The organism is Bacteroidales bacterium, from assembly GCA_016707785.1.
GTDB lineage: Bacteria > Bacteroidota > Bacteroidia > Bacteroidales > UBA4417 > UBA4417.
Window position 1 is genome coordinate 1 of the sequence record JADJGZ010000003.1, and the last position, 25,145, is coordinate 25,145.

23 protein-coding genes and 2 pseudogenes are annotated in these 25,145 nt (G+C 41.5%); 10 read left to right on the forward strand and 15 right to left on the reverse strand.

The window, feature by feature from the left end; translation table 11 throughout:
• The coding region (locus IPH84_03225; protein MBK7172248.1) for a hypothetical protein at positions 1 to 105 on the reverse strand (105 nt) is incomplete at its 3' end.
• Here IPH84_03225 and IPH84_03230 point away from each other — a divergent pair.
• Positions 104 to 292, forward strand: a complete 189-nt coding sequence (locus IPH84_03230; GenBank protein MBK7172249.1) for a hypothetical protein — start codon at positions 104 to 106, stop codon at positions 290 to 292. The two genes, IPH84_03225 and IPH84_03230, sit on opposite strands and share 2 nt — an antisense overlap.
• Before the next feature lie 221 nt (positions 293 to 513).
• Here the strand turns inward: IPH84_03230 and IPH84_03235 are convergent, their stop codons facing one another.
• The gene (locus tag IPH84_03235) at positions 514 to 777 is read right to left on the reverse strand and encodes a hypothetical protein (protein ID MBK7172250.1); all 264 of its coding nucleotides are present in this window, start codon (positions 775 to 777) and stop codon (positions 514 to 516) included.
• Positions 778 to 1,629: 852 nt separating this feature from the next.
• Between IPH84_03235 and IPH84_03240 the strand changes: the two are divergent.
• Positions 1,630 to 2,922: pseudogene (locus tag IPH84_03240) on the forward strand (cobalamin-dependent protein).
• Between the two features lie 276 nt (positions 2,923 to 3,198).
• Positions 3,199 to 5,037 (forward strand): annotated as a pseudogene (locus IPH84_03245) (hypothetical protein).
• Between the two features lie 211 nt (positions 5,038 to 5,248).
• On the opposite strand, the gene IPH84_03250 reads toward IPH84_03245, so the two are convergent.
• Complete coding sequence (locus tag IPH84_03250) at positions 5,249 to 6,949, reverse strand: hypothetical protein (GenBank protein MBK7172251.1); 1,701 nt, start codon at positions 6,947 to 6,949, stop codon at positions 5,249 to 5,251.
• Between the two features lie 355 nt (positions 6,950 to 7,304).
• Here IPH84_03250 and buk point away from each other — a divergent pair, with 355 nt between their 5' ends.
• Both buk and IPH84_03260 read left to right on the forward strand, forming a co-directional pair.
• On the forward strand, positions 7,305 to 8,378 hold the full coding sequence (gene buk, locus IPH84_03255; GenBank protein ID MBK7172252.1) for a butyrate kinase: 1,074 nt from the start codon (positions 7,305 to 7,307) through the stop codon (positions 8,376 to 8,378).
• Positions 8,379 to 8,595: 217 nt separating this feature from the next.
• Positions 8,596 to 9,003 (forward strand): DUF1761 domain-containing protein, encoded by a 408-nt coding sequence (locus tag IPH84_03260; protein MBK7172253.1) that lies wholly within the window; start codon positions 8,596 to 8,598, stop codon positions 9,001 to 9,003.
• Positions 9,004 to 9,337: 334 nt separating this feature from the next.
• Here IPH84_03260 and IPH84_03265 read toward each other — a convergent pair whose 3' ends face one another.
• The 12 genes from IPH84_03265 to IPH84_03320 form a co-directional block, all read right to left on the reverse strand.
• A complete protein-coding gene (locus tag IPH84_03265) occupies positions 9,338 to 10,348 on the reverse strand; it encodes a pyruvate carboxyltransferase (GenBank protein MBK7172254.1) in 1,011 nt (336 codons plus the stop codon).
• Between the two features lie 136 nt (positions 10,349 to 10,484).
• Complete coding sequence (locus tag IPH84_03270) at positions 10,485 to 11,138, reverse strand: CoA transferase subunit B (protein MBK7172255.1); 654 nt, start codon at positions 11,136 to 11,138, stop codon at positions 10,485 to 10,487.
• A 78-nt stretch (positions 11,139 to 11,216) separates the two neighbouring features.
• Positions 11,217 to 11,600, reverse strand: coding sequence for a four helix bundle protein (locus IPH84_03275; protein ID MBK7172256.1), 384 nt, complete (start codon positions 11,598 to 11,600; stop codon positions 11,217 to 11,219).
• A 161-nt stretch (positions 11,601 to 11,761) separates the two neighbouring features.
• A complete protein-coding gene (locus IPH84_03280; GenBank protein ID MBK7172257.1) occupies positions 11,762 to 12,454 on the reverse strand; it encodes a CoA transferase subunit A in 693 nt (230 codons plus the stop codon).
• 50 nt (positions 12,455 to 12,504) lie between these two features.
• Positions 12,505 to 13,359: a hydroxymethylglutaryl-CoA lyase gene (locus IPH84_03285; protein MBK7172258.1), complete on the reverse strand. Its 855-nt coding sequence runs from the start codon at positions 13,357 to 13,359 to the stop codon at positions 12,505 to 12,507.
• A 559-nt stretch (positions 13,360 to 13,918) separates the two neighbouring features.
• The gene (locus tag IPH84_03290; protein ID MBK7172259.1) at positions 13,919 to 15,064 is read right to left on the reverse strand and encodes an acyl-CoA dehydrogenase family protein; all 1,146 of its coding nucleotides are present in this window, start codon (positions 15,062 to 15,064) and stop codon (positions 13,919 to 13,921) included.
• 282 nt (positions 15,065 to 15,346) lie between these two features.
• Positions 15,347 to 15,694 carry an acetyl-CoA carboxylase biotin carboxyl carrier protein subunit gene (locus tag IPH84_03295; GenBank protein MBK7172260.1) on the reverse strand — a complete coding sequence of 116 codons (348 nt, stop codon included), beginning with the start codon at positions 15,692 to 15,694 and terminating at the stop codon, positions 15,347 to 15,349.
• Positions 15,695 to 15,792: 98 nt separating this feature from the next.
• The gene (locus IPH84_03300) at positions 15,793 to 17,337 is read right to left on the reverse strand and encodes an acetyl-CoA carboxylase biotin carboxylase subunit (GenBank protein MBK7172261.1); all 1,545 of its coding nucleotides are present in this window, start codon (positions 17,335 to 17,337) and stop codon (positions 15,793 to 15,795) included.
• Positions 17,338 to 17,369: 32 nt separating this feature from the next.
• Positions 17,370 to 17,516, reverse strand: coding sequence for a hypothetical protein (locus tag IPH84_03305; GenBank protein ID MBK7172262.1), 147 nt, complete (start codon positions 17,514 to 17,516; stop codon positions 17,370 to 17,372).
• Positions 17,517 to 17,617: 101 nt separating this feature from the next.
• A complete protein-coding gene (locus IPH84_03310; GenBank protein MBK7172263.1) occupies positions 17,618 to 18,391 on the reverse strand; it encodes an enoyl-CoA hydratase/isomerase family protein in 774 nt (257 codons plus the stop codon).
• A gap of 13 nt (positions 18,392 to 18,404) precedes the next feature.
• Positions 18,405 to 18,788, reverse strand: a complete 384-nt coding sequence (locus tag IPH84_03315; GenBank protein ID MBK7172264.1) for a hypothetical protein — start codon at positions 18,786 to 18,788, stop codon at positions 18,405 to 18,407.
• Between the two features lie 65 nt (positions 18,789 to 18,853).
• Positions 18,854 to 21,382 (reverse strand): MBL fold metallo-hydrolase, encoded by a 2,529-nt coding sequence (locus tag IPH84_03320; protein ID MBK7172265.1) that lies wholly within the window; start codon positions 21,380 to 21,382, stop codon positions 18,854 to 18,856.
• Positions 21,383 to 21,580: 198 nt separating this feature from the next.
• Here IPH84_03320 and IPH84_03325 point away from each other — a divergent pair, with 198 nt between their 5' ends.
• From IPH84_03325 to IPH84_03345, 5 genes are all read left to right on the forward strand, one after another.
• Positions 21,581 to 22,978 (forward strand): cation:dicarboxylase symporter family transporter, encoded by a 1,398-nt coding sequence (locus IPH84_03325; GenBank protein MBK7172266.1) that lies wholly within the window; start codon positions 21,581 to 21,583, stop codon positions 22,976 to 22,978.
• 136 nt (positions 22,979 to 23,114) lie between these two features.
• Complete coding sequence (locus IPH84_03330; protein ID MBK7172267.1) at positions 23,115 to 23,348, forward strand: hypothetical protein; 234 nt, start codon at positions 23,115 to 23,117, stop codon at positions 23,346 to 23,348.
• Complete coding sequence (locus tag IPH84_03335; protein ID MBK7172268.1) at positions 23,323 to 23,709, forward strand: hypothetical protein; 387 nt, start codon at positions 23,323 to 23,325, stop codon at positions 23,707 to 23,709. Before IPH84_03330 ends, IPH84_03335 begins: the two co-directional genes overlap by 26 nt.
• Positions 23,667 to 24,914 carry a hypothetical protein gene (locus IPH84_03340; protein MBK7172269.1) on the forward strand — a complete coding sequence of 416 codons (1,248 nt, stop codon included), beginning with the start codon at positions 23,667 to 23,669 and terminating at the stop codon, positions 24,912 to 24,914. Before IPH84_03335 ends, IPH84_03340 begins: the two co-directional genes overlap by 43 nt.
• Positions 24,908 to 25,123 carry a T9SS type A sorting domain-containing protein gene (locus IPH84_03345; GenBank protein ID MBK7172270.1) on the forward strand — a complete coding sequence of 72 codons (216 nt, stop codon included), beginning with the start codon at positions 24,908 to 24,910 and terminating at the stop codon, positions 25,121 to 25,123. Before IPH84_03340 ends, IPH84_03345 begins: the two co-directional genes overlap by 7 nt.
• The last annotated feature ends 22 nt before the right edge of the window (positions 25,124 to 25,145 follow it).

Here is a 25,145-nt window from a genome sequence, read left to right on the forward strand (position 1 = left end):
CTTGTCATTTGAATACATGGCAAACTGATTTCTAACCGGATTCAGGCAACTTAAGCCTCCACCTCTTGTTCCGATCCATACTTTCCCATCACTAGCACATAACATGCACAATACTCTTGGATTTGCAAGTTCTGATGCCCCATTTTGCCCGATGGGATATGCACTAACCTTGCCGGTCTTCCGGTCGAATCAGGATCCCTCCTGCACCTTCCGTATAAAGACATTCCCTTCTTTATCTTCTGAAAGTGCCCAAACCCAGTCGTTTCTCAAAGCAGAGTTCGAAGAATTGTAGACTTTCACAACGCTCCTGTCAGGCGACAAACTACCAAGCCCTCCCCGCCTGCCCCCAGCCATAGGAAACTACTTTCAGGATCCTCCAGAATAGCCATGATTTTGGCAGAAGAAAGTATATTCAGCTTGGGGATTCTGCAGATGAGGTTAAATGTGCAGATGAAGATTTTGATTTTTGAAAATGCCATTGTTTGTCCTACCACAAGAAACCTGATGGATCTTTTACATGTGCACCAGATATTGGTTATCAGAAATGCTATTGGGGTCTACCTGGTTATGAAGAAAGGCTTCAATACTCTGTCCCTCAGTCTGGCACAGCAACAAACCACGGTCAGAGTCCACCCATACCTTTCCTCTGATATTGGGGTATGACCGACCATAATTTACCAATGGCAAATCTTTGGGAGAACTTGCAATCCGGAGCATATTTCCTTCGATCAGGATCCAGCACATAGCTAATACCATTATTAGTCCTTGAGCAATCATCTCTCCGGCATTGATTCAGTAATTGACCAGATAAGGTTAGCCCGGGGAGCCCCTGTTCAAAAGGGTTATAGAACCTGGAAAATCATTTTTTGATTCGTCGAGCATGCACAATTTTTCGACTGTCCTGGATCCAACATGTCTCCGTGACTATCTTTATAAAGGCGCTTACTTACCATATCAGTAGTAAGGCCGTTGGTATCTCCTTTTACCGGTCGGAAGACGTCAAAGCGTTTGTTTTTTATGATAACAATTTAGTCCTTTACTGGTACCACACCAAATGTCCCCTTCACCATCCCCACAACAGTCCACACTGTATTTTCCGGGAAATAGAATTTACTGAATCCTCTGATGCCTGAAAGCCTGAAAGGAACCTTTTCTTTTATCAAGCCGGTTACATTTCTCGGTCATATTTCCCATCCACAGGCAACTCCTGTTCATCCTCGGCAATTGAAACTACATAATTGTTTGATAAAACCGTGCCGAATCGCCAGGCTGATGCTGGAAGACAAGGAATTTCCTGCTTCATCGTACTGGTTCAAATCTTATCCTGGGAGCCGAATTCCATAATCCCATCCCTGTCGCGAAGCATGCAGTTAACACTACTCTGAGAGAGCCCTTCATTTCGGCCAATCCGGTCGAATCGTAATCGTATGCTGTGCTTGCAGATTAAAATGTAGAAATAGCCATAAAAACCCAAGAATATGGCAGGAAGAATACCGGGCTTGAATGATAAGCTACTTATAAACAAGATATAGCTGATTAAGTGATAAATATACACAATGAAAGAGTTCTTCCAAATCTATTAAATATATATATTTGCATATATGATCAACTTTGAAACCAAATACCTCTATGGATTCCATAAGCCCTTATTCGCCAAAAAATCATGTCAGGATTGTAACAGCAGTCCCTCTCTTTGATGGACATGATGCCGCTATCAATGCCATGCGAAGAATTCTTCAGAGCACAGGGTTGAAGCAATCCATCTGGGGCATGACCGTTCGAGGCAGGAGATTGTGGATTGTGCGATACAGGAAGATGCACAGGCTATTGCCTTAACCTCTTACCAGGGGGCATATATGGAGTTTTTTAAGTATATGTATGATTTACTGAAAGAAAGAGGCTGCAATCATATAAAGATCTTTGGAGGAGTGTGGATAGAGCCATCTTACCTCATGAAATAGAAGAATTACAAGCTTATGGTATTACCAGGATTTCATTTCCCCGATGATGGCAGTACATATGGGATTACAAGGGATGATTAGCCTCTGAAGTATTTTTCTATTTGATTATCCCACCGGGTGACATCTTGCAAAGATTCTGATTTTGACGTGTCAGTGAAGGATCAATGTGGACTCTGTCCGATTGATATCAGCGCAAAAAATTATCCACAGGAAGTTAAACCTTTATTAAAGAAACTAGGCAAAGATTGTTCTCAAAACTCTTACACCTGTATTAGGAATAACAGGAACCGAGGAGCGCGCCGGAAGTCATCACTGGTAGATGAACTGGTCCGTAGATTTTTACAGGACTTTCCGGATAAGAACCTTGCCATTGTTTCAGTAGACCCTAGTCGCAGAAAAACAGGCGGTGCTTTGTTAGGTGACAGGATAAGGATGAATTCCATTCACAGCACAAGAGTTTATATGCGATCACTGGCAACGCGCCAAGCCAACCTTGCCCTTTCAAAATATATAAGCAATGGATGCTCCTTTGCCTTGTCAAAAATGTTGGCTTTCGATATGGCGGGTAATCCTCGAGTCATCAGGTACGACAATCCTGACGCTGCAATCGCTGAATACAGCGATGTTCATATGTATGTGATGACCTCTGAATATGGAGCTGCCACACAGCTGGAGAAAGAAAATTGACATGTTGGACTTTGCCGACCTGGTAGTTATCAATAAATCAGATAAGAGAGGTGCCCAGGATGCTTTGAGAGATGTCAGAAAACAATATCAGAGGAATCACAAGCTTTTCGAAACCGAATTGCAGGAAATGCCTGTTTTTGGCACGATGGCGTTCCAATTCAATGATCCGGGTGTAAACAGTCTATACCAGACTCTGGCTTTACCTTGTAAAAGCACAGGCTGGTTTCAAGTCCACCTATATTGCGCCTCCCACAGAGAAAAGCCTCATCAATGATCATTCAAGGACCCGCTATTTGACTGATATATCTGACACCATCAGAAAGACAACCGTTGGACAGAAGAACAAGTTGAAAATGCCACTGGATTTATAGCGCTGCGAAATCAGCAGGTGCTTTTTCAAATAAGCCGGAATTCGAAACAACTGCTTGAACAACTCCACCAAGAGGAGAAAAGCTGGAAACTGAAAACCGCAAAATCCTTGAAAGGGGAACAGAAAGTGAAAGCTTTTCATAAGGATTTCTATACATATAAAGTTCGTGACAAAGAAATCATGAAGGTACAAACCTATTTTGAAAGTCTTTCACACCTGAGGATTCCCAGAATCAGACTGCCAAGGTACCGTGACTGGGGCGATATTTTAAAATGGAACCTTAGGGAAAATATACCCGAGAGTTTCCTTTATGCTGCTGTGGGGTTTATCCATTCAAACGTGAAAATGAAGATCCAACCCCATGTTTGCCGGGGGAAGGCGGACCAGAAAGAACTAATAAAAGGGTTTCATTATGTTTGTTAGGGATGCCCGCGAAGAGATTATTTTATCTACCGCTTTTGACTCCGTCACCTTATATGGGGCAGACCGGACATCAGGCCCGATATCTATGGCAAAATCGGAAATGCTGGTGTTTCGGTTGCCAGCCTTGATGATGCTAAGAAGCTCTATTCCGGGTTTGATCTTTGTGATCCGGCAACTTCCGTATCAATGACAATCAACGGCCCGGCTCCGGCTATGCTGGCTTACTTCATGAATGCTGCCATCGATCAGCAATGTGAGCTATACATCAGGGAACACGGACTTGAAAAAGAGGTAGAAAAGAAACTGGCTTCAATCTGGGATAAAGCAGGATTACCACGACCAAAATATAATTCTACGCTGGCTGATGGAGGCAAGAAGAATTCCTATCCAAAGGGAAACAATGGACTTGGGCTGATGCTTTTAGGGATCACCGGAGACCTTGTTTTGCCGGCAAAAGTTTATGCAAAAATAAAAGCTGATACTATATCGAAAGTAAGAGGAACCTTGCAGGCTGATATTCTGAAAGAAGACCAGGCACAAAACACCTGCATTTTCAGCACTGAATTTTCCTTACGTTTGATGGGTGATGTTCAACAGTATTTCATTCAGAACAATGTCAGGAATTTCTATTCTGTTTCCATCTCAGGTTACCATATTGCCGAAGCAGGAGCAAACCCTATCACCCAGTTAGCCCTTACATTGGCCAATGGCTTTACCTATGTAGAGTATTACGCTTCGAGGGGAATGGAAATTGATGCTTTTGCTCCCAACCTGTCTTTCTTTTTCTCAAACGGGCTTGACCCTGAATACTCGGTAATGGGTAGAGTTGCACGTATCATCTGGGCAAAGGCGATGAAAGGATTGTATAAGGCGGGCCCCCGTTCTCAAATGCTGAAATACCATATACAAACATCCGGTCGGTCACTGCATGCCCAGGAGATTGATTTCAATGATATCCGCACAACCCTCCAGGCTTTGTATGCAATTTATGATAATTGCAATTCCTTACATACCAATGCCTATGATGAAGCCATTACCACTCCAACAGAGGAATCGGTGCGTCGGGCTATGGCAATACAACTCATCATTAACCATGAATTGGGACTCGCCAGGAATCAGAATCCATTGCAGGGTTCGTTCATTATTGAAGAGTTAACAGAGCTGGTTGAAGAGGCAGTACTTGCTGAATTCGACCGGATAACTGAACGTGGTGGGGTTTTGGGTGCAATGGAGACCATGTATCAAAGAAGTAAAATACAGGAAGAATCTTTGTATTATGAGCATCAAAAACATTCAGGTAAGCTCCCGATTATGGGGGTGAATACCTTTCTTTCTTCAAAAGGGTCACCGACGAATGTTCCGGGAGAAGTGATCCGTTCAACAGAGGCAGAAAAACAATACCAGGTAGCTATGCTGGCCAATCTCCATAATGCCTGGCAGAAGGAAAGCCATCAGCAGATGGAACGGCTGAAAGAGGCTGCCATTTTGGGATCAAACCTCTTTGAAGCGCTCATTGATGCTGCAAAATACTGTTCATTGGGACAAATCTCCCAGGCTTTGTTTGAAGTTGGGGGACGGTATAGGAGGAATATGTGATTGCGGATTGGGGATTGCGGATAGCGGATTGGGATACGGTTCGGTTGTGGATGGCGGAGTTAGGTTGAGGCATTTTCGTCGGATTTGTCAAGGCCGTACATTTTCTAAAGTGTGGAAAGGTGTTATATTAATTACAAAGGCCAGGTTTCCCTAACCGTGATTTAATAAATGGTATCTTCTTTCAAATATTGAATGAGTTTTTAGAAACTAATTAGGGTACAATTTTCCCAATAAACAAGGTTGAGTTATCATTAACCATCACCATATCGGCAAATGTAACATCACCATCTCCATTCACATCATCAGGAAGGTAACCTTGTGCGAAATTTGCTGCCTGATTGTCAACATTAATCATATCAGCAGCATCAATGAACCCATCCTGGTTAACATCCCCGGCATAGATTACATACTTGCCATTTATTTGTTTAAGATTATTGCCATAAGCCTGGTTTGCTGCCAAACTAAAATTATAATTGACCGTTCCTACTCCTATTGAAAGAGGGGTTCCGTTCCAGGTTTCAACACTATTCCTGTGTTTTACTACAATATAGTAGCTGGAATTCATAGATGCCGGTAAAGAAAGTGATGCTGAACCATTTGTATTAAGGTTCACAGTAAATGGGCCGGCGGCTAAGGTAAAAGGAGGATTTGCATTATGAAGTTCAATGGTGATCTTATCTGCGATTGGTCCGGTGAACTGGTTACCTGTTTGATCCTGGGCTTTATTCATAGCCGTTCCTGCAAAAAGGCTTTCCAGGAAAACTGTCAGGTTGAGTGTTGAGGGCAAATATCCATGAGGTCCTGCAGAGGTGGGAACTGTTCCATGGCATACTTCACAACGGCGAAGCACCCCGGAAAAACCCTGCAGAGCAATATTCTGGACATTATCATTCGGCTGAATAGTGGGCTGGATTGCATGAGGGGAGCCATGGCAGGCACTACAATACAGTCCGCCATGTCCGACTGAATTCCTGAATAATTTTCCTGTTTCTTCCCCATAATTTGAACCATGGCAATTTGAAGCCCCACATGAAGGTTCTTCCAGCCAGGGTTCTCTGCCATTCTCAATACTGGAAGCTACAGTACTCATACTTCCATGACAATTCTGGCAGGTCATCCCTTCTGAAAACATTACATCACGAAAACATTGAGTATTTGGGCCAGGGTGACATTTATAACAATTGTTTGTCTTATCCTTATGTTTGTCATGAATAACAAAAGAAAAAGAACGAAGGCCTTGTTGACCAGGCATCCCGAGTGCATTATCGGAATGACAATTTGCACAAAGGATAGGGGTGGCATTGGGGTTAAAGCCCCCTTCTCTTGGATGTTCGTTTAATATGGCTTGCTCACTGGAATGGCAGCCAGAACTAACACAGCTGAGTTCATTTGAAACAGGAATTACCGGCTGTGTAGATGCCAAAAGATTATTTGAACTGTTATATACCTCTATTAAGGCAAGTTGATAAGGATTCTCTGTCAGCAGGTTATTGTCGGTATAGGGTGTGATTGGTACACCTTCAACAGCATAATGATTACTGAATGGGTTCATTGTCCCTGTTAATCCCACACCTGTGAGTCCAATGTTTGGAGCTAATGTCACTCCAAATAATTGCTGCGAATAACTCCAGAAGTTAGTTTTGCCTACCGAATAAGTATTCCCAGGAATTGAATAGTGTACACTTATTCCAGTCGTAATAATTTCAGGCAAAGTTTCCGCATTTCCTTTTCGTATAACCTGTGCCTTCAGGTTATTAAATGGTGGAAGAACTGCAATTTTTGAAAAGTCCTTATTGGAACAATGCATACCTAGATCGTTCCAGCTAAGTACAATGTATTCATCTCCACTGATATTTGCAAAAATAAAGGGCAATAGGAGGAAAGACAGTACGATTGGCCATTTTGTTTTCATAGTTATGGAGTTTGGGTTAGTTATACAAAGATATATAAAATTATTTATATCTATATATGTCCATGTATAATATGTGTATAAAAAGCAATCTAGAATACTTGCCCTATTCTGGTAAATCAATTAAGTTTGAGTAGTCTAAATCTTAGGACAAGTTACACTCTAGCGAATCTTTACAGTAAGCTATATTTTTTGAAATCATGAAAAAAACCTGGATAGTACTTCAAATAAACCTGATAAATGCTCAATATATATGAATAAATCCACCTATTTCATTCATTTAAACTTATAAACGGCTTTCGGGACGAGATTTATCAAATATTTCTAACTTTGACAAACCAACAAAAACAAGCTTTCCATGAAAAGTATCCTGGTCATCTATCCTGAAGTTGATATTACTAAAATTGCCGTTTATCGCAATACCAGTCTGATATTCCTCAAATCTATCCGCCACAAGGCTGAGGACCAGGCTGCCTTTGCAGATGTGATTGACCAGTTGGAATACCGCACCCAGCTTATTATGCAGGAATTAAACAACAACCAGATTGAGTTGGCAGAAATTAGTGTTGTGATGGCGCGCGGCGGTCTTATCAAGCCGGTAAAATCCGGAATTTACGAGGTGAATGAAGCAATGAAAAAAGACCTTCGTACTGGGATTATGGGTCGTCATGCTACAAATCTCGGGGGCTTGATTGGAGATAGGATTGCCGGAATGCTTCCAAATGCTAAGGCTTACCTTGCAGATCCTGTTGTTGTGGATGAACTGGAACCCATTGCAAGGGTATCCGGACTGCCCCAAATTGAACGTACCTCTATTTTTCATGCACTCAATCATAAAAATGTCTCCAGGGAATATGCCAAGAGTATCAACCGTAAATATGAGGACCTGAACCTTGTTGTTGCCTATATTGGTAGTGGTGGTGTCTCTGTTGGGGCACATCATGGAGGGAAAGTTGTTGATGTAAACCAGGCTTTCGATGGTGATGGCCCTTTCTCTATGACCCGTTCGGGAAGTCTGCCGGTTGGACAGCTCATAGACCTCTGCTACAACGGAAAGTATACACGGGAACAAATGCGACAGTTGATTACTGAGAAAGGAGGCATTCTTGCCTACCTGGGAACAAAGTCACTCAGCCAGGTCCTTTCCATGGTAGATGAAGGTGATGAACAAGCCACCCTGATTATGGATGCTATGGCTTACCAGGTTGCGAAAGAAATCGGCTCCATGTCAACGGTCCTTGATTGCAAAGTAGATGCCATCCTTATTATGGGTGCTATCATGAATAGCAAGTTCTTCACCACACAACTCATCAGGCGGATTGAAAAAATCGCAGCTGTTTCCATTTACCCCATTGTGAATGACCTTGACTCACTTGCCATGAATGGAGTGACTATTGTCCGGGGAGAAGCAGAAATCCTTGTCTACCAATAGCAAGCTCCATTGCCCTTCTAAATCTCAGTCTACTTGTAATCCTTTCGTTTCAGGAAAACATTTCCTTTAGATTCCCCAACTGAACCTAAACAGTACAAATTTGTTAAAGAATTTGCACTGCTCCTTGTTGTATCTTCCATCCACTCTAATTAATCAATTCTAAAAACTGCAAGTTTTAATAATAGTATTTTGTTTAGTAACCCCTAAAAACATTGTAATGGATCCTTCAAACATTAACTGGCTGGCTGTTTTAGTCTCAACCCTTTCTTTTTACGCAATTGGTGCTATTTGGTATTCCCCTGTTCTTTTCGGGAAAATCTGGATGAAAGAACTTAACATGACTCCGGATGCAGCAAAGAATGCCAACATGGCCAAAATCATGACATTTACCTTTATTTTATCTCTGATCATGGTAACAAACCTGGCATTTTTCCTTGGCGACCCTAAGATAGGTGCATCTGAAGGAGCAATGTATGGTTTTCTTACAGGATTCGGATGGGTGGCAATGGCCATGACATTCAATGCCTTATATGAAATGAAAGGTTGGAGATATATGCTTATCAATGCAGGCTATATGGCTGTGGGTTTCACCCTCTCCGGCTTTATCCTGGGAGCCTGGAAATAACAGTTGAAGTTGCTGGCAGGCGATTTTCCGATTGTTTAGCTTTCTCTTACCTGCCAAGCCCTGGTGCATCCGGAATTCCAAAAACTGTATACACTCTAATTCACTTTAGGCACAATAGTTCACTCCAGGCATGTTTGCACTTTCAGACAAAAATGGAACACGGATCCGCCGGCTGGCGGACGGATTTCACCACGGATTTTCGCAGATTCAATTGACAACTCTAGTTCACTTTAGTTCACTCTCACTCTAGTTCACTCCAGGCACTTTGGCTCACTCTAGTTCACTTTAGCTCACCCTGGCCTTAGCTCACTCCAGGCACTCTAGTCACTTCTTCTCAGCCTTTTCCTGTCAGTGATTTAGGAATTCTTCCTGTTCTAACAGTTTCCGAACGAAGCCTTCTGCCAACGATTCGTTCTACCATTGCGCCTATTTCAAGAACTTTGTCAACATCAAGGCCGGTTTCAATGCCCATTTCATCAAGCATAACCACAAGGTCTTCCGTCTGCACAAGTCCGGTAATTCCAGGATCTGCATAGTAATAAGCTCCTGTTCCGGCAACAGGGACACCATCAACAAAGTTGGCCGGTTGCCCACCAATTCCTCCCATGGTACTTTCATAATTGGTCATACCGGCCTGTAAGGCAGCCAACACGTTTGCCAATCCCCATCCCCTGGTGGTATGGAAATGAACAATTTGTTTTTCAGGACGGCCAATCTTATCCATTAGCATGGAATAATATCGGTAAACCCTATCCGGGGAGGCAGAACCATCGTGATCGGCATGCTCCACATCACTGGCACCAATATCAAACCATCGTTGTGCGAAATCAACAGCTTTTTCCATTTTCGTAGGGCCTTCAATCGGGCATCCCCAAATTGTACTGACTGTTCCATTCACTTTAAGTCCGGCATCCCTGGCCAACGGGATATATTTTTCCGCCATTTTCCAGTACTCATCCAATGAAAGTCCTGAATTTTTCCTATGATGAGACTCGCTTGTTGATACCATCAGGAGTATCCTGTCTGGCCCCCAGCCTTCCTGCTTAGCTTGTATGGCACGTTCAATAGCCTTTTCACGAATAGTAACAGCCGTAATACTCACCTGGGGCAATAGATGCGCGACGGATTTACTTGCCCTGAGTTTTTTCAGTATTTCATCTGAATCCCTGAATTGGGGCATTCCAGAAGGATTTCCCAGGTTTGTAACTTCGATATGCCTGAAACCTGCAAGGATAAGTTGTTCAGACAACCATAATTTTGCGGCTGTGGGGATAAATTTCTCCTCATGCTGAAAACCATCACGTACTGTGATATCTCCGACTGTTACTTTTTTGGGGTAGTTCATAGTGGGTTATGATTAATGAAATCGATTCAATTATAAACGTTTACAGAATTAATATTGACCTTTCGGATCAAATTTCTTACAGAAATGTGAGTCTGATTCAGTAAAGCAATAGATTTAGTGCCCGGGTCGAATGCAGCTAAAAGATCATTTCTGGTATTTCTCCATCTATGATCAATCGGCCGGCTGTTGCGGAGCGTATTTCTTCGACAGTAACTCCCGGTGCACGTTCCAGTAATCTGAAACCATCACCAGTAACTTCCAAAACGGCCATATCGGTAACCACTTTTTTAACACAATTCACCCCTGTTAGAGGCAAGGAGCATTCGGGCAAAAGTTTGGAACCATCTCTGCTTGTATGCTGCATAGCAACGATAATATTCTTTGCAGAAGCTACAAGATCCATTGCACCACCCATACCCTTCACCATTTTCCCGGGAATTTTCCAGGAGGCTATATCCCCTTTTTCAGAAACTTCAAAAGCACCAAGCACAGTAAGGTCTACATGTCCGCCCCGTATCATTGCAAAACTGAGTGAAGAATCAAAAAAGCTGGCCCCTTCAACTACTGTAACCGTTTGTTTACCGGCATTAATTAGGTCAGCATCCACTTCTTCGGCAAAAGGAAATGGTCCCATCCCAAGGATCCCATTTTCTGATTGTAAAGTAACTTGTATCCCATCGGGAATATAGTTTGCAACCAGTGTTGGAATTCCTATTCCCAGGTTCACATAATACCCATCCTTAAGTTCCCGGGCAATACGTTGTGCTATTTGTTCTTTTGTGAGTGGCATTTTTCTTTTATTTGAAATGGAGAAAAGAGAACGGGAGAGAAGGTGAAAACTTATACCTACACAACCAATTCCTATAGATTATTTATTGTCTTTAATTATCCATTTTTCAACATTATTTACCATTCGGACCAGTTGGCCAATTATATGGTTATATTCAGCATCCAGTTGATCATATTCTTCTTCAGTGATATATTTACATCGTTGAGCGATTTCAAGCCACACCAGTGTTTCACTAGCTTCTGATTCACAATCATTTAATTTTGCAATAAATGCCGCCCTGTATCTTCTTCTTCTCCATGCTTCTCCTAGATTAGCACTTACTGATCTTGAAGATCTCCTGATCTGGTCAGTCATTGAATACTTTTCTTCACTTGGAAACCTTTTTGTTATCTCAAAAATTTTCATTGCTCCATCAATCGAAGATTTGTAAACATTCAATTCTTTAAACGTGTCAATTAACATAACGCAAACAATAAATAATAGTTAATAGCTCTAATTCATTTCCCAAAACTCCGTTTGACTTGTCCAAACATTGGTAACTCTCTCTTTTAACCCCTCTCCCCCTCTCCCCATCTCTCCCTCTCTCCCTCTCTCCCTCTCCCCATCTCCCCATCTCCAAAAAATCACCCCCTGATAGTTCTCCTTTCAATCCTTTTTTCGTATCCAACTCCCTGGAAAATCCTTTGGACAAATATTCCCGGGGTATGAATATAATTGGGGTCGAGAGTCCCGGCGGGAACAATTTCCTCTACTTCGGCAATGGTAATTTTTCCTGCCATTGCCATGGCCTGGTTAAAATTATTTGCTGTATTCCTATAGATAAGGTTTCCATGGGTGTCGCCTCTCCATGCTTTGACAATTGCAAAATCAGCATTCAGGGCAAGTTCCAATAAATGTGGTTTCCCGTTAAATTCTCTGATCTCTTTTCCTTCAGCGACTTCAGTTCCGTAGCCGGCAGGTACGAAAAATGCCGGAATTCCTGAACCACCCGCACGACAACGTTCGGCCAGGGTTCCCTGTGGAATGAGTTCTACTTCCAATTCTCCACTGAGCAGTTGACGCTCAAATTCAGCATTCTCACCAACATAGGAGGATATCATCTTATGAATCTGGTGATTCTTCAATAATAATCCCAGGCCAAAATCATCGACCCCGGCATTGTTTGAAATACATGTCAAACCCTTGATGCCACTAGCTGCTAAAGCTGTGATACAGTTCTCAGGAATTCCACACAAACCGAATCCCCCCACCATTAAGGTCATTCCATCAGATATTCCATTGATTGCTTCAAGTGCGTCTTTAACCTCTTTATTCATATTCCTGATTTTGCATATGAAAATATTAAAAATACCATTACTCTGGTCACTTAACGAAATATTTTGTCAGACAAGAACTTACTTTCCTTTAATACATCAAGATCAACGCCATGATTAATTCCTTTTCGGTTACACCAATCAATTAAATTCAGCGTATCCAGGTTTGCCAAAAGTTCATATCCGGTCATAGGACAACCACCATGCCCTCCAATGGCACCTTCGAACCATCGGAACCCTGATTGCCAGGCTGCTTCAACTTTTGCTTCCCAATCCATTACACCTACATGAAGATGCATCCCCAGGGTAAGATCATCAAATTCTGTGATTAATTTGGAACAAAGGGAATGAATGCCATCCACAGTGGCTACCCCTGTGATATCTGAGAAAACAATATCCTGAAATCCGGCATTCCCAAGTCTTTCTACTTCTATTAAAACTTGTTCTTCACTCCAGGGGTCACCATATGGATTTCCAAATGCCATGGAAACATATACCCTCATCTTCTTACCGGAATCCTTAACTAATTGATGAATGGAAACCAATTCATCCCATGCTTGTTCCGGGCTTGAATTAATATTTCTTTTCAGAAAAGTCGGGCATGTCGAATATGGGAAACCAATAAGTTGAATTCTTTCAAGGGTACAAGCTTCATTACCACCTCTCCGATTACCAATGACAACCATGAGTTGTGTCTTGGGATGACCCGCTTTCAAATTTGCTATTACCTCCCGGGTATCTGCCATTTGTGGAACAGCTTTGTGAGATACCAGGCTACCCACATCCACAGTAGAAAAACCTGCTGATAAGAGCAAGTTTATATATTCCAGCTTGTCAAGTGTTGGAATAAATGTCTCCCATCCCTGCATTGCATCCCTTGGCGTCTCGGTAATATGAAGGCTTTCCATATGATTAGTTTTAGCAAAGGAGAGGTGATTATTAAGACATCAGACTAACGACAGTTAAATCCCAAAATTCAAATTTCGAACAAAAAGCTCCCCGGGAGGAAAAAAAAAAACGATTCCCCTTTTTAAAAAAAAAAAACCCCCCCCCCCCAAACCACCAACGGGGGTGCTTCCAGTGTTGAGTGTTTAGTTTTTTGCCATCACGGATGATGTCTCCCAGGCATAGAGCAAATGTTTAACACATAACATAAAACACAGAATGAAAAAGTGACCCACATCAAATGCCAAAAACATCCCTTCGAACCGTCAAATGTCGAACATTCGATAATTCACTTAATAATTATGTGTTGAGTGTTTAGTGTTTTTCATTCATTTTCCCCCAGGGATAATACCTGTCGTTTGCAGAAAACAATATTAAACACATAACATTAAACACAAAATGAATAAGGAACACACATTAATCATCTCACATAAATTATCAAACATCAGATATCCGACATCAAACATTAAACATCCGAAATCCGACATCAAACATCCGACATCCGACATCAAACATCCGACATCAACACCCGATGTACCTTGAAATTACCATCCTTTGTATTTCAGAAGTCCCTTCACCAATCTGAAGCAATCGTTGATCGCGATAGAATCTTTCTACTTCATAATCTTTCATCAGCCCATATCCGCCATGGATTTGAACTGCTTCATCTGCAACTTCTTTTGCAATTTCAGAGCAATATAGTTTCGACATAGCAGCTTCTTTTGCAAAAGGAAGATGGTTATCCTTTAACCAACAGGCTTTATATAGCAGATTCCGGGCTAATTCAATTTTCGTAGCCATATCTGCAAGCTTAAATGCAATGGCTTGGAATTTGGATATGGGTTGCCCGAACTGTTTGCGCTCTTTGGCATAATTTAAGGCCAGTTCAAAGGCGCCCTGGGCACAACCCAGCCCCATTGCAGCAATTGAAAGTCGCCCATTATCAAGTGTGGAAAGCATAATTTTAGATCCTTCACCAACCTTCCCTAGCAATTTGCTTTCAGGCACTTTACAATCATCAAAAAACAATTCTGCTGTGTCACTGGCTCTCCACATCATTTTACCATGCATAGTTCTGCGGGTAAAACCAGGTGTATTTTTCTCAACAATAATTGTAGAGAACTGCTTTTTCCCGTCAACCTCTCCTGTCACAGCCTGAACAGTAGCACCAATAGAAATTTCTGCTGAACCATTGGTAATAAATATTTTAGAACCATTTATTATCCAGTTCCCATTTTCCAGATAGGCGTTTGTTCGGGTTCCCCTTGAGTCGGACCCAGCATCAGGTTCTGTAAGTCCGAACGCCCACAAAGCCTCCCCTGTGCACAGAGCAGGTAAATATTTGCGCTTTTGTTCCTCTGTTCCGTAATAGTAAAGCGGACCTATTCCCAGTGAATTATGTGCTGCAATGGTCGCTGCTTGTGATCCATCTACCCTGGCAAGCTCTTCAACAGCAATAATATAAGAAAGAGTGTCCATTCCGTGACCACCATATTCCACTGGAACTGAGATCCCGAATAAACCCAATTCTCCCATTTTCCTGGTGAGCTCAGGTGAAAAAAGGGCCGATTCATCCAGCTCTTTAGCAACTGGTCGGATTTCACGTTCTGCAAAATCCCTGACGGTTTGCCTAATTAATGATTGTTCTTCTGTAAGCTGAAAGTCCATAGTAGGTGAAGATCAGATAAATATTTTGTTTTATGCTAAAATAATAAAAAGCATAAACCCTTTACATTCCGGCAATATTCTCTACCAGGCAAAATGCGAAAGAAATGCACGGTGCAATTATTTGTACCACCCTCACAGTTTCCTGGTTCCTGCTACCTGATTTAATAAATAATTAAACAATCAAATACATGTTTTGATTAATAGATTAAGGGCCGTTTAGATTAAAATATTATTTATTCGGGCAAGAAATCAAACCATCAAATATTTACTGGGGTTACCTGGTTAATCATTGCCCTTAACATGAATAAGCCTGGTATTGCCATCAACCAGTTCGCCGACTGCAACTTCGATGCGATCCACTATCCCGTCCCCGGGGCAAAGAATGTTATTTTCCATTTTCATTGCTTCTACTACCAGTAGCAGGTCCCCTTTTGTAACAGCCTGGCCTTCAGTAACACAAATCTTGATTACTTTTCCTGGCATTGGAGAAACAATATTTTCAAGACTGGACTCAGCCATTCCTTCTGAACCGGAAAATTCCGGTTGTACAGAAAGAAGGTCCAACCTGGTTACCTCAAAAGTAGTTCCTGATGAATTTACCAGCACCTTTCCAACTTCTGGTTTCGACAACCATGTAAGATGATGCTGCCCATCAATAATAAGTTCAGCTTTACCATTGGAGAAACAATGATAATCAACAATGGTTTCTTCATTGTTCCAGATGAGTTTTAATTGATGCTTGGAGAATCCCTGATTGTTAACTTATAGATTTCCGACCCTATCTGAAAACTTGGATGCATAAAAATCCTCCAATATCCAATCTTATCCCAGGTGTTGGTGACAGAATGTTCTTCTTTCTGTAAACTGCCTATTAATCCGGCAAATAAGGGAATCCGGATATCAACATCCAGCATCTTTTGCTTAATCTCTTCTATTAGGATGGTAGTATATTCATCGCAATATTTAGTAGAAATCTGATTGTCAATAAATTCTTTATGTTCAAGAATAGCATGAAGAAAGGAGATATTGTTTTTGATACCATGAATGACATAATTATTCAATGCATCAATCATCCCATGCCTTGCTGATTCCCGATCTTCACCGAATACAATCAGCTTGGAAATCATAGGGTCAAAGAAAGATTGAATAACGGGCTTACCGGCTATTCCTGAATCAACGCGGATATTAGCCCCAGATGGCTCATGGTAAAGATTCATTTTTCCTGGAGAAGGAAGAAATCCATTTTCAGGGTCTTCTGCATATATCCGACATTCAATAGCATGACCCTTTTGTTTAAGATCTTCCTGTTTAAATCTAAGTGGTTCGCCGGAAGCGATTCTTATTTGCTCCTCCACAATATCAATTCCCGTAGTCATCTCAGTTACAGGATGTTCCACCTGAATCCTGGTATTCATTTCAAGGAAATAAAACTGCAAGCCGGCATCAACCAGGAACTCAATTGTTCCGGCACCCTGGTATCCAATAGCTTTCCCAATGGCTACAGCAGCATCTCCCATTTGTGATCGCACAACAGGATTAAGCGTTGGAGAGGGGGCTTCTTCAATAATTTTCTGATACCTTCTCTGTATAGAGCATTCCCTTTCAAAAAGATGAATCACATTCCCATGCTGATCCCCGATAAGCTGAATCTCAATATGACGTGGATTTTCGACAAATTTCTCTACATATACCGTCCCATCTGCAAAATAATTGGCTGCTTCCCTGGAAGTTGATTCTAATGCTTCTATAAGATTTTCTTTTGAACGAACAATTCGCATCCCTTTTCCACCTCCTCCGGCAGCAGCTTTAACAAGCAGAGGAAAGCCAATCTCATCAGCATGTTCAAGGATCGAAGAAGGAGTACCGGTGAGGCCCGAGGTAATAGGAATCCCAATAGAGGCAGCAAAATTCCTGGCTTCAATCTTATTCCCCATTACATGCATCACATTGCTATCCGGACCAATAAAAATAAGTCCGGCATTCTGGCAGGCAGTAACAAAGGATGGGTTTTCAGAAAGAAATCCATAGCCGGGATGGATGGCATCACAAAATGAATCCTTTGCGACAGAAATAATCTTTGCAGTATTAAGGTATGTATCAGCTAATGCTGAATGTCCAAGACAGTAAGCTTCATCGGCCATTTCGACATGTCGGCTATCAATATCGACTTCAGAATATATAGCAACAGTCTTGATACCCAGCCTTCTGGCTGTTTTCATGATTCTAACCGCAATTTCACCGCGATTGGCAATAAGAACCTTCGTAATTTTCATCAAACAGGATATTTACATTAAAACAGCATGCTTTATTGCTGTGGAACGCTATAATTCAAACGTTCCTGTTTCGTTTCAGGATTTATCAATTGGTGGATAAAAAGTCCCTGGTATGATAGAAGCCGGAAAAGAATCCCATTCAATTCTGCCAGGTTTTCAACGCCAACATTGATTTTCACAACATGAAATGTACTGGAACTAAAACAAATCCAAGATACTAATTCCCGGAATACCTGACAAATGACTTGAAAATTAATTGATTTCTGATTCGTTGATCCAGTTAGGGGGCTTTTTCAAGAAAAGCGGCCATTCCTTCCTGTCCTTCTGATGAGGCTCTGATTTCAGCAATCATATGGGCTGTATAGGACAATGCTTCATCCAATGTTATATTATTGGTTACCTCATCGATCAGTTTTTTACATTGTGCAATTGCTTTGGGGCCGCTGGATTTGAGCAAATCAGTAATATTCCGGCAATAGCCCTCCAGTTCAGACGATGGCAAGGACTTATTTACAAGTTTATATTTTTCTGCTTCCGGCCCATTAATTCTTCGGCCAGTAAGCATAAGTTCCCTTGCTCCATACTCTCCAACACGTTTTATCACATATGGTGAAATACAAGCAGGAACAATTCCAATTTTTACTTCACTAAGCGAAAAAACGGTTTCGTTATCACAGAGGGCGATATCGCATGCAGCTAATAATCCGTTAGCGCCTCCGATTGCAGCACCATGTACTAATGCGATGGTGGGTTTCGGAGAAGTATAGATGGTATAAAAGCATTGTGATAGTCGATAACTCTCTTCGTAATTCTGTTCAAAAGTATACTTCGAAACATTTCGCATCCAGTTCAGATCAGCCCCGGCACAAAATGATTTCCCTTCACCTCTGAGAATAATAGCCCTTATGGATTCCACTTTTTCAATTTCCCGGAAAGCATCAGTGATTTCCGAGATCATAACCTCATTGAAAGCATTCCTGATATCAGGGCGATTCAGGGCAATGGTTGCTATATCATCTTCAATATCAAGTGAAAGAGTGGAACGATACTTCATTGCGGTAAATTTTTTATTCAGATTTTTCCCGCGGTTGTTCAACAACACGGGATTGAAACTTACTTGATACTACTTTCCAATCATCTCCTATATATCTCCTGGTCGCAATACTTCCTTCAGGAAGATGAGCTATTTCTCCAACGGATGGATCTATAATCAGTATTTCCTGAAGTGAAACCAGGATCGCCTGTTCATTCGGGTTTGACTTATCCTCCTTTGAAAAGAATTTCCAGTTTCCATCATTGATATCATGTATCACAATGGTAATAGATTTTCCGTGATTAATGACCTGACGGTTAGTGTAAACCGCAGTTGATAAGCTACATCTGAAACTGTTTTTAACCATAGTCGTACGAAATAGAACTTGTAAACTAGTAATGATTCTGAATGATGGCATTTTTCACTGCCATCCTGGTTAATTCACAATTAGTGGTAGATTCTTTCAAAAACAGGGTTTAGGAATTACATCCTGAAAACGCCATATTTTGTTTCATCCCATAGTTTGTTGAGCGATGCAGAGATACCCATTGCCAGTACCTTTCTGGTATCAATGGGGTCAATAATTCCATCATCCCATAGTCGGGCGGTACTAAAGTATGCAGATCCTTCTTCCTCGTATTTTTTAAGTATGTTAGCCTTCAAGGAGTCCCTGTCTGTTTCGGACAGTGTTTTACCTTTAGCTTTGAGTTGGTCTTCCTTTACTGTAATAAGCACGCCAGCTGCCTGCTCGCCACCCATAACACTTATCTTGGCATTTGGCCACATAAACAGCAAGCGGGGTTCATAAGCCCGTCCAGCCATTGCATAATTGCCTGCACCAAATGAGCCTCCAAATACAACTGTGAATTTAGGAACCATGGCATTGGCAACTGCATGAACCAGTTTTGCCCCATCACGTGCAATACCCCTTCTTTCATACTCTTTTCCAACTATAAAGCCAGTGATGTTTTGCAAGAATATGATCGGGACATTTCTGCTGGTGCATAATTCAATAAAATGAGCACCTTTAAGGGCCGTCTCAGAAAACAGGACTCCGTTATTTGCAATAATCCCAACAGGGAAACCCATGATTCTGGCAAAACCAGTTACCAAGGTTGGGGCATAACGGGCCTTAAATTCATGGAACCTGCTTCCATCGACAATCCTGGCAATAATCTCATGAGAATCAACAGGTTTTCGCAAATCAATGGGTGCAATACCATATAACTCCTTAGGATCATAAAAGGGTTCCTCAATAGGCGCTAATTCCAGTGCTTGCCTGGCAGGCTTTTTAAGGGTTCGAAAAATATCCCTGCAAATCTGTATGGCATGGCGGTCGTTTTCAGCCAGGTGGTCAGCAACTCCGGAAATACTGGTATGGACATCAGCCCCACCAAGTTCCTCTGCACTTACTTCTTCTCCGGTAGCCGCTTTTACAAGAGGTGGGCCCCCAATAAAAATCGTACCCTGGTTGCGCACAATAATCGTTTCATCGCTCATCGCCGGAACATAGGCGCCACCTGCAGTGCATGAACCCATTACAATTGCTATTTGAGGAATACCAAGTGCTGACATCCTTGCCTGGTTGAAGAAAAATCTCCCGAAATCATACTTGTCAGGAAAAACCCGGGCTTGCTCAGGCAGAAAAACGCCCCCAGAATCCACCATATAAACACAGGGTAAATGATTCTCCATAGCAATTTCCTGAGCCCTCACATGTTTCTTTATGGATTGCTCGATGTAGGTGCCCCCTTTTACTGTCGCATCATTAGCAACAATGATAGTTTCCCGGCCATGAATAACACCAATGCCGGTAATTATCCCTGCACTTGGAAATTCATTGTTATACATACCATATGCCGCCAGTGGAGATAATTCAAGAAAAGGCGTATTGGGATCAATGAGAAGGTCAATTCTTTCCCTTGCCAATAATTTCCCCCGTTCCTTATGTTTTCGGATAGCTTCTTCCGGAACTGAGTTCAGCACATCATCATACAATGACTTATGCCTGGATAATAAATCCAGGAAACCGGCTTCTCCTGTTTTAAATTCAGCAGAAGTAGTCCTTACTTTTGATTCAATACGGTACAAATGATCAGGGATAGTGTGAAAGAGTAAATTTATAGAAATAAATCCTTTAAATTGATGTGGGAGCAATAATTTTTCTCCTTTTTCGATAAAATCATTAAGCATAAAGCTTTTGGAACATTTATACCCCTTTTCTGTAAGCTCAACTGAACAGCATTCTGTGAAAGCATCATGTTCGAAAAAGAGAATATATCCATTCTTTACAGCTTCTTCCAGGAATTCCTCCTTTTCTTTTAAGCTGATAAGCGGCTGTGTATCATAACTCATGATATAAGGGAGCGGTATATGGGCAGAAGTAGGGATGGTATCAGCCATAAATACAAAGGTATTGCCCCGATACTGGATAAAAGGAATGGCTTGTCCTACAGTATGACCATTAAAGATGGCTATTTCGACTCCGGGTATAAGTTCGAAGGGGCCGTCAAAAAGACGTAATTTCCCGGAATCTGCAATTGGCAATATATTTTCCCTGAGAAAAGATGCTTTTTCCCTTGGATTTGCATTGACAGCCCATTCCCATTGTGGGCGGCTAATCCAATAAGTAGCATTGGGGAAAGTGAGGTTGTAATTTCCCTGCGAATCCTTGCTGATACTACCTCCGGCATGATCAAAATGGAGATGTGTAAGAAACATATCAGTGATATCTTCTCTTGTTAGCCCAATCCCGGCCAGAGATTTATCTAAACTGTCGTCACTATGTAAATAATAGTGCTTGAAAAATTTTTCATCCTGTTTATTCCCAATCCCATTATCAATCAGGATTTTGCGGTCCCGGTCAACGATCAACAAACACCTCATGGATAATGGGATCAGGTTATTTTCATCGGCGGCATACACTTTATTCCAGATGGATTTGGGCACTACTCCAAACATAGCCCCTCCATCCAGTTTAAATTTTCCTGTTGGAATTGAAAATAGTTCCATAATTGAATTGCTAGAATTACTCTAAGACAACAATTTATAACCAGGTATGTTTTTAAAGCCCGGTTATTGATTTACTGATTAGGTTGAATCTGAATGAAATAGCAAGAAAATAATAGCGTGTAACTGCAGACAATACTATAAATAGTGAGAGTTGGTGATATTCAAATTAAAAAAAGGAAAATCACTACATTTGCCTGAATGAGTATTTCCAATAAAACTTTCTTACAGATTCTTTTATCGGGTATCAGCCTGGTAATCATACTTGAAACAGGACAATTTCTAAATGCCTGGAGTCTGGGATTATCTTTATTGACATCCTTCCGTTGGCTCGCCATGGCATTATTGGTTTGGTATGCTTTTCGCAAGAAATCCCTGACTACATGGATACTCATCAGCATGGTGATGGGCGTTGAATTTGGTCACGATTTCCCTTCCCTGGCAATCCACCTGAATCTATTCAGCAAGATTTTCCTAAGAATGGTAAAAACCATTATTGCACCCTTGTTATTTGCAACCCTCGTTGTTGGCATTGCCGGTCATTCCAATCTCCGGCAAGTGGGAAGGATGGGATGGAAATCAATAGTTTATTTTGAAATAGTTTCCACTCTGGCTTTATTCATTGGATTACTTGCTATCAACTTGAGTAAGGCCGGTATGGGTGTGATTATCCCCCCTGATTTTGCACAACAGAATATCCCTGAGGTAAAGGCCCAGACCCTTGAAGAGATTATCCTGCATATCTTCCCCGAAAATATAGCAAAAGCAATCTATGACGGACAGGTATTGCAAATCGTGGTTTTCAGCATCTTATTTGGGATAGCTGTGGCCATGCTGAAGGAAAACCATAGGAACAGAATGGTAAATTTTGCCGAAAGTTTATCAGAAGCCATGTTCAAGTTTACCAACCTGGTGATGTATCTTGCCCCTATTGCAGTATTTGCTGCAATTGCTTATTCTGTAGGGCACATGGGACTTGGAATCCTTGCCAATCTATTTAAGTTGCTGGCAACCCTGTATGTAGCACTTATAGTTTTTGTGCTCCTGGTATTTATGCCCATTATGATATTCCTAAAAATTCCCATCCGAAATTTTATTCGGGCGATATTAGAACCGGCAACCATTGCTTTTGCAACTACAAGCTCTGAATCAGCTTTACCAAGGGCCATGGAAGCTATGGAGAAATTCGGAGTCCCCAGGAAAATTGTAGCTTTTGTGATTCCTACAGGTTATAGTTTTAACCTGGATGGTACAACTTTGTACTTGTCCCTGGCTACCATCTTTGTCGCCCAGGTGGCCGGTATTCACCTGAGTATTGAAAAACAATTATTGATTGTGTTTACCCTGATGCTTACCAGTAAAGGCGTTGCCGGGGTTCCCAGGGCTTCATTGGTTATCCTGTTAGGTACTGCTGCCAGTTTCGGTTTACCCCTTTGGCCCATATTTATTATTCTGGGGATTGATGAACTTATGGATATGGCAAGAACAGCCGTGAATGTGATTGGAAACTGCCTTGCAACCGTTGTTGTTGCCAAATGGGAAGGAGAATTTGACCAGGAAGCCGCATCTAACTTCAAAACAGAACTACTGGATAATTAAATCGTTATCCTTTCATCACATCGGTAGATATTGTATATTTGAAATTCTGCTTCGCTCAGTTTGAACAAAAGAAATCAACCTTTTGAAACAGACACTATTTGTTACTTTATTCTAACTATTATACAATTCATTATCTATGAAAAAGCTCCTTTTCATTTTAAGCTGCTTATCCTTATTTACAAATGTTTTCAGCCAAAACAATCCCCCGGTAGCTGTTAATGATACTGTCAGGCCGGTGATCGGCTTTCCTTTTGAAGTGAACATCCTGAAAAATGACTTTGACCCGGATGGCGATTCTTTTGATTTGTTCCATTGTTTCAAATTCTTAGAATCAATGACAGCACATGGAGGTTTCGCCCGACTACTATGATTCCAATGATCATTATGATTCAATTGTTTACAAGAAATACTTCCTGAAAGATGAGCATGGTGCAATGGCTTTAGGATCAATTGTTATCATTCGAAAAGGAACACCAAGATATGACTCACTAGACATCAATAATATAAAAGCCTTAATAAGTCCCTTTGGAAATCATTTCTGGGATCTGGAGAGGGCCCGATCTGAAGTACCAAAAGGATCGGCAACAACCTCTATATTTAATCATGCTTTATGGATAGGAGGATTGAATGATTCTTCACAACTCTGCCTTGCTGTTGAATTATACCGACAAGTAGGAACAGATTTTTTATGGGTCCTATTTCATCCTTCCATGATTCAACCTTTCCATTGAAATGGAACAGGGTATGGAAACTTGATAAGAACCAGATCCTGTTCCACCGAAATCACTGGGCTGAGCAGGGGTACTCTCCGATAGAAGTTATTGAAAACTGGCCGGCACATGGAACGGTACATTTTGAACAATCAGCCAATATTGCTCCATTTTATGATTCGGACCAGGATGGAAAGTATGAACCTCATCAAGGAGACTACCCAATCATAAGAGGTGACCAGGCTGTGTTTTTTGTCCTGAACGATGCCAAGGACATTCATACAGAATCTAGCGGGCGAGCACTTGGAATTGAGATCCATGGAATGGCATATGCTTATGATAGGCCGGATGATTCCACCTTAAATAACACAATTTTCATGCATTATGAAATCCTGAATCGTTCCCTAAGTACATACACAAACACTATGATTGGGCTGTTCTGCGAGTTTGACCTGGGATCAGTAAATGATGATTTCCTGGGATGTGATGTAACAAATGGTCTTATTTATGTTTATAATGGTTACCCATTTGATGGAAATGGTGAGAATGGCACCTATGGATCACACCCTCCGGCATTTGGATTAAAATTAATTGGTGGCCCTTTTCTTGAAAATGATGGATTGGATAATGAAAAAGGCAACTGTGATGAAGGAATCAATGGACTCAATTTTGGAGATAAAATCCCTGATAATGAACGAATGGGTCTAAGTCACTTTGTTAATGGCACAATAAACGGTGAATTTGGATATCCACCTTCTGGCTTTTATAATTTGATGAGATCTATCAGGAACAATGGCTTCCCTTACATGTTTGGTGATTCACTTGTTCCAGATTTTATGTTTGGGTATAATTATAGTGGTGGAGAAGGGCCTGCATGCAGGTATTTTTATCCAGGAAACAGTGATACCCTGTGCAATTGGGGAACTTACGGATTGGCACCAAATGGAGGATATAATACAGATGGCCATTTCTGGACAGATTCATTATTTGAAGATCCTGGCGACAGACGAGGGTTGGGTTCAGTCGGCCCCTTTACTTTCCAACCAGGAGAATCAATCCCCCTGGATTACTGTTTTACCTGGGCCCGGGATTATCAAGGTGATAACCTTACTTCCGTTGACCTTTTAAGAGAAAGAATCAAGGAATTATCTCCCGACTGGAATAAATTATTGGATTACCCCTTACTGTTACTTCCAGCCCGGAATTACCGGAAAAGAACATGCTGAAAATATTCCCAAATCCTGTGCATAACCAGGCAACTATAATACTGGATTCAAGATCACCACTACCCTTTCAAGTATACATGTTCAATGGGAAAAAGGTCTCTGAAGGAATTCTTGATCCCGGATCAAACACCCTGGACCTTTCCTCTTTATCTCATGGAATCTACATGCTGAAGTGCGCTCAAATGAACGCAAAAATTGTGAAGCTGTAATCATTAATTTAACTTCGATCCC

Coding starts and splice junctions, on each gene's coding strand:
- IPH84_03230 (MBK7172249.1), top strand. CDS start 104: ATGCACAATACTCTTGGATTTGCAAGTTCTGATGCCCCATTTTGCCCG.
- IPH84_03235 (MBK7172250.1), bottom strand. CDS start 777: ATGATTGCTCAAGGACTAATAATGGTATTAGCTATGTGCTGGATCCTG.
- IPH84_03250 (MBK7172251.1), bottom strand. CDS start 6,949: ATGAAAACAAAATGGCCAATCGTACTGTCTTTCCTCCTATTGCCCTTT.
- buk (MBK7172252.1), top strand. CDS start 7,305: ATGAAAAGTATCCTGGTCATCTATCCTGAAGTTGATATTACTAAAATT.
- IPH84_03260 (MBK7172253.1), top strand. CDS start 8,596: ATGGATCCTTCAAACATTAACTGGCTGGCTGTTTTAGTCTCAACCCTT.
- IPH84_03265 (MBK7172254.1), bottom strand. CDS start 10,348: ATGAACTACCCCAAAAAAGTAACAGTCGGAGATATCACAGTACGTGAT.
- IPH84_03270 (MBK7172255.1), bottom strand. CDS start 11,138: ATGCCACTCACAAAAGAACAAATAGCACAACGTATTGCCCGGGAACTT.
- IPH84_03275 (MBK7172256.1), bottom strand. CDS start 11,600: ATGTTAATTGACACGTTTAAAGAATTGAATGTTTACAAATCTTCGATT.
- IPH84_03280 (MBK7172257.1), bottom strand. CDS start 12,454: ATGAATAAAGAGGTTAAAGACGCACTTGAAGCAATCAATGGAATATCT.
- IPH84_03285 (MBK7172258.1), bottom strand. CDS start 13,359: ATGGAAAGCCTTCATATTACCGAGACGCCAAGGGATGCAATGCAGGGA.
- IPH84_03290 (MBK7172259.1), bottom strand. CDS start 15,064: ATGGACTTTCAGCTTACAGAAGAACAATCATTAATTAGGCAAACCGTC.
- IPH84_03300 (MBK7172261.1), bottom strand. CDS start 17,337: ATGAAAATTACGAAGGTTCTTATTGCCAATCGCGGTGAAATTGCGGTT.
- IPH84_03310 (MBK7172263.1), bottom strand. CDS start 18,391: ATGAAGTATCGTTCCACTCTTTCACTTGATATTGAAGATGATATAGCA.
- IPH84_03315 (MBK7172264.1), bottom strand. CDS start 18,788: ATGCCATCATTCAGAATCATTACTAGTTTACAAGTTCTATTTCGTACG.
- IPH84_03320 (MBK7172265.1), bottom strand. CDS start 21,382: ATGGAACTATTTTCAATTCCAACAGGAAAATTTAAACTGGATGGAGGG.
- IPH84_03325 (MBK7172266.1), top strand. CDS start 21,581: ATGAGTATTTCCAATAAAACTTTCTTACAGATTCTTTTATCGGGTATC.
- IPH84_03330 (MBK7172267.1), top strand. CDS start 23,115: ATGAAAAAGCTCCTTTTCATTTTAAGCTGCTTATCCTTATTTACAAAT.
- IPH84_03335 (MBK7172268.1), top strand. CDS start 23,323: ATGGAGGTTTCGCCCGACTACTATGATTCCAATGATCATTATGATTCA.
- IPH84_03340 (MBK7172269.1), top strand. CDS start 23,667: ATGGGTCCTATTTCATCCTTCCATGATTCAACCTTTCCATTGAAATGG.
- IPH84_03345 (MBK7172270.1), top strand. CDS start 24,908: ATGCTGAAAATATTCCCAAATCCTGTGCATAACCAGGCAACTATAATA.